This is a genomic window from Dolichospermum sp. LEGE 00246 (assembly GCF_015207865.1).
Lineage (GTDB): Bacteria > Cyanobacteriota > Cyanobacteriia > Cyanobacteriales > Nostocaceae > Dolichospermum > Dolichospermum heterosporum.
Genome location: NZ_JADEWA010000217.1, coordinates 1 through 8,700 on the forward strand (window position 1 = coordinate 1; position 8,700 = coordinate 8,700).

The 8,700-nt window shown below is 40.1% G+C and carries 6 protein-coding genes; 4 read left to right on the forward strand and 2 right to left on the reverse strand.

What is annotated here, in order from left to right; genetic code table 11:
* Positions 1-180 precede the first annotated feature (180 nt).
* A complete protein-coding gene (locus IQ228_RS14920) occupies positions 181-1,395 on the reverse strand; it encodes an acetate kinase (RefSeq protein ID WP_193963342.1) in 1,215 nt (404 codons plus the stop codon).
* Between the two features lie 450 nt (positions 1,396-1,845).
* The gene (locus IQ228_RS14925) at positions 1,846-3,189 is read right to left on the reverse strand and encodes a DEAD/DEAH box helicase (RefSeq protein WP_193963344.1); all 1,344 of its coding nucleotides are present in this window, start codon (positions 3,187-3,189) and stop codon (positions 1,846-1,848) included.
* Positions 3,190-3,844: 655 nt separating this feature from the next.
* Between IQ228_RS14925 and IQ228_RS14930 the strand changes: the two genes are divergently transcribed.
* The 4 genes from IQ228_RS14930 (at position 3,845) to IQ228_RS14945 (ending at position 8,554) form a co-directional block, all read left to right on the forward strand.
* The gene (locus IQ228_RS14930) at positions 3,845-4,969 is read left to right on the forward strand and encodes a DNA cytosine methyltransferase (protein WP_193963345.1); all 1,125 of its coding nucleotides are present in this window, start codon (positions 3,845-3,847) and stop codon (positions 4,967-4,969) included.
* Between the two features lie 113 nt (positions 4,970-5,082).
* Positions 5,083-5,769 (forward strand): deoxyribose-phosphate aldolase, encoded by a 687-nt coding sequence (gene deoC, locus IQ228_RS14935; RefSeq protein WP_039200300.1) that lies wholly within the window; start codon positions 5,083-5,085, stop codon positions 5,767-5,769.
* A 252-nt stretch (positions 5,770-6,021) separates the two neighbouring features.
* A complete protein-coding gene (gene recO / locus IQ228_RS14940; protein WP_027401625.1) occupies positions 6,022-6,951 on the forward strand; it encodes a DNA repair protein RecO in 930 nt (309 codons plus the stop codon).
* A complete protein-coding gene (locus IQ228_RS14945; protein WP_193963347.1) occupies positions 6,935-8,554 on the forward strand; it encodes an MFS transporter in 1,620 nt (539 codons plus the stop codon). The genes recO and IQ228_RS14945 overlap by 17 nt, the downstream gene beginning before the upstream one ends.
* The last annotated feature ends 146 nt before the right edge of the window (positions 8,555-8,700 follow it).

Here is an 8,700-nt window from a genome sequence, read left to right on the forward strand (position 1 = left end):
CGTATCCTGGGCTCGGAGATGTATATAAGAGACAGGTGGGGGAGAGTGGGGGAGAAATTTGTTCCTTGTTCCTTCTGAACTCCTGATAGCGTTCACGTGGTGTGCCGAAGGCATAGCGTGGCGTTAGCCATACTCCTGAATGGGCGCAGGCCCTGCGCCCCTACCTCCTGAACTCCTGTATTATTGTTGCAGCAATTTCCAACATTGTTGAGCTATTGACCAATCTTCTTGAGTTTCTATGACTAAGATTCGTACTGTGGAATCAGATGTGGCAATATCAATATCAATAGGTTGTTGCTGATTTTTCGCCAAGTCAATTTTCAGTCCTAAAAATCCCCAGGCTTCACAAGCAGCTTGACGGATTGCTGGGGAGTTTTCGCCGACTCCAGCGGTAAAGACTAAAACATCTAAACCTGCTAAACTAGCCAGCATTGCCCCGATACCAGCCCGGAGGCTATGTACGTATATATCCCAAGCTAGTTGAGCGCGTTGATTACCTTGGTCTTTTGCAGCTATCACTTCCCTTAAATCACTAGATACTCCAGAAATACCTTTTAATCCTGAAGCTTTATTTAACACATTATCTAATTCGTGACTAGAGTAATTATACTGTTGCAATAAGTAAATCAAAATCCCTGGATCAATTGAACCACTGCGGCTACCCATCATTAAACCATCTAGAGGAGTAAATCCCATTGTTGTGTCAATACTGCAACCATTTTTGATGGCGGCTAAAGAACAACCATTACCTAAATGACAGGTAATTATTCGCAGAGATTGTAAATCTTGACCAAGAATTTCCGCTGCTCGATTGGCACAATACTGGTGACTGATGCCATGAAAGCCATAACGACGGATACCCTGTTCAACTAAATGATAGGGGATGGGATAGATAGCTGCGGCATCGGATAAAGTGCGGTGAAATCCAGTATCAAAAACTGCGACTTGGGGAATATTCCCTAGACTATTTTCAATGGTTTCAATACCAGCTAAAGCGGCTGGATTATGGGCTGGGGCTAGATTACATAAGTGAGCGATCGCCTGTTTAACTTCTTCCGTAATTATCACAGCCTCTTGGTAATCTTGACCACCATGTACTACTCGATGTCCTACCACATCTATGGCTGCTAAATCATCAATTACCTTGGTTTCGCCATTTGTAAGCGTAGATAACAAATGAGTAAATTGCACCTGTCGGGAATCATCAGCCAGAGTTGCTTGCAGTTTTGCACCTGTAGCGGTTTTAACTGTAATTTCTGCCTGATTTTGGTTTTCAGTCCAATTTATTTTTCCTTCCCAAAGAGGTTGGGGGGCTAAATTAGGAATCGGGGGTGTCATGTCGTACAGACAACTCTTTTGGCTGCTAGAACCGGCATTGAGGATGAGTATTTTCATAACTTAAAATTTACGCACTGTAACAATTTACTACAGTGATTTTATTGTTTGGGTAGCGTAAAACCAAACTTTGTAAAAATCCAGTGATACCATTCTTGATGAGTGGTAATAAAAGTTAAAGCTGATTCCAAATCTATATCTAAATCTTTGTTATGAATACTGATAATCAGATCATAGATCAAATCTTTGCCCGCTCCACAGGCAATCTCGGTAGAACTTACCGTTTCTGACCGTAGTTCCTAAAAAGAACCCCAAAAATAATCCGGGGAATGGGTAAAAGTTGATAATTAAGTAGTGAGACAGGATTAATTACACAAGGTCATTGGGAATGGAACGAAGTGAAATGAAGCAATCGCAAGGGTTGTGATTGCTTCCCTTCGCTCGCAATGACTGTAAATATTTTTGTCCAATTACTTATCAATTGTCAGTTATCAATTATCAACTCAGCTATTACCTACGTTTACCAGAACGACGTGGTGTAGGAGAACTAGGACCAGGCTTTTTATCCCCTGCGGCTGTGCGTGAAGAAGGCTGTCTAGGTGATTTTGAAGAAGCAGATTTAGGAGCAGAACGACGAGTCCGCTGATTTCCACCACCACCAGAAGGAGCTTTGCGTCCATTGGGAATTGGTTCAGCTTTAATTTCTGGGTTGACTCCAAAACCATCTACCACCTCTTTCGGTAAACGCTGCTCAATGAGTTGTTCAATATCCGCTAATAAATGATGTTCATCAACACATACAAGGGAAATCGCTTGACCTTCCGCACCAGCGCGTCCAGTCCGACCAATGCGATGCACATAATCTTCTGGGACATTGGGTAAATCGTAATTAATAACGTGAGGTAGTTCACTAATATCAAGACCCCGCGCAGCAATATCCGTTGCTACCAATACCTGCAAAGTCCCATCTTTAAACTTGGCTAAAGCGTGAGTTCGCGCTCCCTGGCTCTTATTACCGTGAATAGCGAGCGCTTGAATTCGGTCTTCACCCAACTGCTTCACCAACCGGTCAGCACCATGCTTCGTGCGGCTAAATACTAATACTTGATACCATTTGTTTTCTCGAATTAGATGAGAAAGTAATTGGCGTTTGCGTTCTCTGTCCACATGATAAACTTTTTGTGATACCGTTGCCGCAGTCACATTTCGGCGTGCGACTTCAATCATAGTCGGGTTATTTAGTAACCCAGCCGCAAGAGTTTTAACTTTATCAGAGAAAGTTGCAAAAAATAGCAAATTCTGCCGCTGTTTAGGCAAAAGTGAAAGAATACGCCGGATATCATTAATAAACCCCATGTCCAGCATTCGGTCTGCTTCATCTAGTACCAACACTTCCACACGAGACAAATTCACAGTACCTTGTTGGACATGATCTAACAATCGTCCTGGAGTTGAAACCAAAATATCTACACGGGTTCTCAATTTCTGTTTTTGGGGACCAATACTCACTCCCCCAAACATCACCATTGAATTCAGATTCAAATATTTACCATAATCACGGACACTTTCTTGCACCTGTGCAGCGAGTTCACGAGTAGGAGTCAGAATTAAGGCGCGAATTGGCGGAAATCCATGAGAATTACTAGAAATGCCCTTATTTGCAGACAAACGATGTAACAATGGCAGAGTGAAACTGGCAGTTTTTCCAGTACCCGTTTGCGCTCCAGCCATAATATCACCACCAGACAACACCACAGGAATAGCCTGTGTCTGGATTGGTGTAGGTTTATCATATCCCCGCTCAGTGACAGCACGAACAATTTCTGGGGACAAGCCGAGATTAGAAAAAGACATAGAACTCCAAGAATAACATCGGCCTGTCGCCAATCACGGCTTCAGTCTTAGGCGGACGAATGGTTTAAAATACACAAATGGGCAGTAAGCACCAAGACTAGGAGCAAATCCCACAGCCTCCTATCATAGCAGAATTATGGTGAAATCTGAACCTATAGGAATTATCCCTTGTGCTACTTGTACCAATATTAGTATAAATACGCTGAATATTCTTTGTAATTTATCCATTTTATTAATGATTTAGATGATTACAAAATATAGAATCTATTGATTATCTCTCTTCTGTCAAATTGTAAATCAAAAAAATAATTTCCTAATTTTCAAATCCATATAAGTAATTGGACAAAAATATTTACAGTCATTGCGAGCGAAGGGAAGCAATCGCCAGGGTTGTGATTGCTTCATTTCACTTCGTTCCATATGGCTAACGCCACGCAACGCTTACGCAATGACATTAATTAATTCCCTGGCGGATTATGGGATAATCAGAAGATGTGAATAAAAGACACTTTATGGCTCACTCAATAACAGTGCGTAAAAAAATCGTAGCTTGGGTTTCGCTTTGTATTTACCCAAACCACTTCATAACGCACCGTTACAATCAATATAATTCCTAAGAAAGTTAAACAAAAAATTAAACCGTTCATAATGTCAAATGTCTACCCCCCTTATCTTCTCATTCTTTTCCGGTTCAGGCTTCCTCGATTTAGGTTTTGAAACCACAGGCTATAACATCGCTTACGTTAACGAAATCTTCCCTCCATTCATGTCCGCATATCGCTATTCACGGGAAATTCTCAATCTCCCCCAACCTGAATATGGATATCATCAAGAAGAGGCCGCAGACGTAAGTAAATTAATAGTAGGAACACCAGCACAACGATTAAATGAATTAGTCAAAGATTCCCGTAAATCAAATAATGTAATTGGCTTTATTGGTGGTCCACCCTGTCCTGATTTTTCAGTTGGTGGTAAAAACAAAGGACATTTAGGTGATAATGGCCAACTTTCATTTGCTTATGTTGAATTAATTTGTCAAAATCTACCTGATTTCTTTTTATTTGAAAATGTTAAAGGTTTGTGGAGAACTACAAAACACCGTTTATTTTTTGAAGACCTAAAAATTAAATTACAAAAATTTGGTTATATCTTAACAGAAAGGCTAATTAATTCTATTGAATATGGTGTCCCTCAAGATAGAGATAGAATTATTTTAATAGGCTTTCAAGCTAAATTTCTCAAAGACATAAAAATCAAAGATGAATTTACTTTTCCTTGGGAAAACCATATTTTATATCCTCAAGAACAAATATTTACGTATCCTTGGAATAAATGCGAGCCATTTCAAGAAGATTCCATAATTCCTTGTCCTAAAAATATTCCTGAAAAACTCACTGTTGAATATTGGTTTAGAAAAAATCACGTTCTCAACCATGCCAATGCTCAACATCATTTTCAACCAAGAGCAGGTAAAATCAAATTTGCTACTATTGCTGAAGGAGATGATTCCAAAAAATCATTTAAACGTCTGCACCGGTGGCGTTATTCTCCCACAGCTTGCTATGGTAATAATGAAGTCCATTTACATCCTTATAAAATTAGACGTATTTCTGTAGCCGAAGCCTTAGCAATTCAATCTTTACCCGTTAATTTTTTCCTTCCAGAAAATATGTCACTTACGAATATGTTTAAAACCGTTGGTAATGGTGTTCCCTACTTAGCCGCAAAAGCCTTAGCACAAACTATTCTTGACTTTTTAAACACTGGGTTGCAAGATTAAGGGCGCAGTCCCTGCGCCCCTACTTTCTGACTTCTCTTGATATGTGGTTTAATATATAAGAAATACTTTAATTTTCATCAAGTTTAATCAACTTTACACCAAAAACAAAAACGATGGCAGCAGACTATCCAAACATTGATATTGCGCCATTTATTGACCACTCTCTGCTATTACCAATTGCCACCCCAGAGCAGATTAGTCAATGGTGCGACGAAGCATATAGATATAACTTTGCAGCGGTATGTGTAAATCCCTGTTATGTCAAGCAAGTAGCAGAACTTCTGTATAAAAAAAATCCTCAAGTTTGTACAGTCATTGGTTTTCCCAATGGTGCAAATACTTCAGCCGTCAAGTTATATGAAGCTAAAGAAGCAGTAGACAATGGTGCTACTGAGTTGGATGTGGTTATTAATTTAGGGTGGTTAAAAGCGGGAAAAACAGAGGAAGTTCACCGAGAAATTGCCACAATTTGTGAAGAAGCTGGACAACCTGTAAAGGTAATTTTAGAAACTAGCTTGCTGACGGATACAGAGAAACAAATCGCTGCGGAACTGGCTTTGGATGCTGGTGCTGCATTCTTAAAAACCAGTACAGGTTGGAATGGTGGCGCAACTGTAGCCGATGTTAAGCTTTTAAAAGAGATAGCAAAAGATCGTGTAGGCATCAAAGCATCAGGTGGTATTCGCACCCATAATGATGCTTTAGAGTTAATTATGGCTGGTGCAACTAGACTAGGCACATCTCGCGGTGTGGATTTACTTCGTCAACGCAATTACCCAGAAAAAGAAAAGAGTGAGTAGTCAGTCGTCCTTTGTTTAGCTGTTCTTTGTCAGTTGTTCTTTCTTTACTAAGTAATTGGACAAAAATATTTACAGTCATTGCGAGGGAAGGGAAGCAATCACAACCCTGGCGATTGCTTCATTTCACTTCTTTCCCTATGGCTAACACCACGCTGCGCTAACGCAATGACATTGTGTAATTAATTCTGTCTCACTACTTACTGACAACCGACTACTGACCACTGACCACTGACTACTAACTACTGACTAAAAATGAGCAAAACCTATAAAGCAACTGGTATTAATCTCAAGGCGCAAGTGCTGGGCGAATCTGATAAAATAGTTACAATTTTAACTCAAGAATTTGGGTTAATTCGGGCAGTTGCGACGGGAGTACGGAAACAAAACTCCAGCTTGGGGGGGAGAATGGGGATGTTTGTTATTAATGAATTACTCATTTCCCAAGGACGAAATCTCGATAGAATTACTCAAGCTGAAACTATCAAAACCTACCCGGGTTTATCTAAGGATTTGGGTAAATTAGCTGCTAGTCAATATTTAGCGGAAATAGTTCTGTGTCAAGCGTTAAGCGAACAACCGCAAACAGAAATTTATGAGTTATTTAATGAGCATCTTCAGCGGCTAGAGGATATACCAAAAATAGAAATAAACTGTGTAGTTGCCTATCTAGCTCAAGGTGTATTTCAACTTTTATCTTTAGCGGGACTAAAGCCACAAGTAGAGTCTTGTTGTTTAACTCAACGGCTTTTAACCCCAGACTGGACAAATCCCCATTGGCAAGTTGGATTTAGCATTCCTTCTGGTGGCATAATTTGTTTAGACGCTTGGAAAACCTTGCGAACAGAAATAGAGCAGGAGAAACGGGAAAATAGGGAAATGACACAAACAAGCCAGACAAATGTTTCCAATCCCCAATTCTGGTCTTCTAACCCTAGTTACGAAACGGTTTTTCACCAGCAGGAGTTACCAATTATTTCTCGTCGGTTGAATGGGAAACAACTGGTTATGCTTCAACATCTGTCGGAAACAGAGATAATACAAATAGATGTAGCCGACTATTCTGGATGGTTAGCTGTTGAGCAAATTCTACGCCAGTATGTTCAGTATCATTTAGGACAACCTATTCGCTCTGCCACTTTGATTGATTCCTATTTTGCCGCCAACCATGATGCAATCGTCTGATTTAAATAAAAAAAGCCGAACTCACTCACCTAGCGACGCTAAAAAAAAGCATAAAGCATCAGATCATAATGTTGCTTCTGCTCCTAAACTTAGTCATATTCATAGTCCAGAAATGTCACTACAAGATGTTTCTGAAGATGGAAATTGCCCAGCAGAAATTCCATTAACTGATATTTCTCAAGAACCAGAAATAAAATCTGATCCATTATTAAAAGGTGCGGAATTGAATGGTAAATTAACGACGGATTTAACGCCGGAAACATTGCCATTAATAGATGCCGATTCTGGGGGTACGGATTCTGCAAATAATCAACAGGCGGGGTTTTTACCTGTATTAAAAAACCCTAATTTTCTCGCTCTTTGGGCGGGTCAAGTTTTCTGTCAATTAGCTGATAAGGTTTATTTAGTATTGATGATTGCTTTGATTAATAGCCAGTTTCAAGCTAGTGATCAAAGTATTAGCGGTTGGGTTTCGGCTTTAATGATAGCGTTTACAATTCCTGCCGTATTATTTGGCTCTGTAGCTGGGGTATTTGTAGATCGTTGGTCAAAAAAAGTTGTTTTGGTAGCATCAAATATTTGGCGTGGTATTCTGGTTTTACTTATTCCTACCCTGTTATGGTTAACCCATGATTGGCAGCCTGTTGGCGTTTTGCCTGTGGGTTTTTTGATTATTTTAGGGGTAACTTTTTTGGTTTCTACCTTAACACAATTTTTTGCTCCAGCAGAACAATCGGCTATTCCTTTAATAGTCAAAGAACAGGATTTGCTTTCAGCTAATTCTCTCTACACAACGACAATGATGGCTTCGGTGATTGTGGGTTTTGCGGTAGGAGAACCAGTGTTGGCATTAGCAGACGGACTGTGGGGGCAATTAGGCGGTGGTGGGGGATTGGGTAAGGAAATTTTGGTGGGTGGCAGTTATGCGATCGCTGGGTTAATATTATTTCTGCTACAAACTAACGAAAAACCCCATCCCCCGGAAACAGAATTTCCCCATGTTTTGTCAGACTTGCGCGACGGGTTACGTTACCTCCAAGAAAATCATCGCATCCGCAATGCTTTATTACAACTAATTATCCTATTTTCTGTCTTTGCCGCCCTGACTGTGCTGGCAGTTCGTATGGCAGAAATTATTCCCAATCTGAAAGCCTCTCAATTCGGCTTTTTATTAGCATCTGCTGGTGTTGGTGTGGCTATTGGGGCGACAATTCTCGGACAATTTGGACAACGCTTTTCCTATAAACAACTGAGTTTTTGGGGTTGTCTAGGTATGGCAGGATCTTTAATTGGTTTATCACTGTTTACCACTCAACTTTTACCCGTGCTGCTATTTATAGCTTTGGTGGGAATATTTGGGGCTTTGGTGGGTATCCCTATGCAAACTGCAATCCAAACCGAAACACCCCCAGCTATGCGAGGTAAGGTATTTGGACTGCAAAATAACGTGATTAATATTGCTCTTTCTCTCCCCTTGGCTTTAGCAGGTGTGGCGGAAACTTTTATCGGCTTAAAAGCAGTATTTTTTACCTTAGCTGCGATCGTCTTAGTTGGCGGTCTCTTTACTTGGTATAATTCTGGTGAGTCCTCAGATGGCAAATAGCCAAAAACTGCATCAAACTATTGGGTTTCGTGCTAAACTTAATCCAGCAAGATGCAAAATACTTGCTGGGAATCAACCAAATAATCAGCATATTAATTTGTAATCAAGTTAAAAACTTTATGAATTATTAGCATTATCAATAAAGC

Excerpts from the sequence above, each read along its gene's own strand:
- IQ228_RS14920 (WP_193963342.1), bottom strand. The coding sequence starts at position 1,395 with ATGAAAATACTCATCCTCAATGCCGGTTCTAGCAGCCAAAAGAGTTGT.
- IQ228_RS14945 (WP_193963347.1), top strand. The coding sequence starts at position 6,935 with ATGATGCAATCGTCTGATTTAAATAAAAAAAGCCGAACTCACTCACCT.
- IQ228_RS14930 (WP_193963345.1), top strand. The coding sequence starts at position 3,845 with ATGTCTACCCCCCTTATCTTCTCATTCTTTTCCGGTTCAGGCTTCCTC.
- recO (WP_027401625.1), top strand. The coding sequence starts at position 6,022 with ATGAGCAAAACCTATAAAGCAACTGGTATTAATCTCAAGGCGCAAGTG.
- IQ228_RS14925 (WP_193963344.1), bottom strand. The coding sequence starts at position 3,189 with ATGTCTTTTTCTAATCTCGGCTTGTCCCCAGAAATTGTTCGTGCTGTC.
- deoC (WP_039200300.1), top strand. The coding sequence starts at position 5,083 with ATGGCAGCAGACTATCCAAACATTGATATTGCGCCATTTATTGACCAC.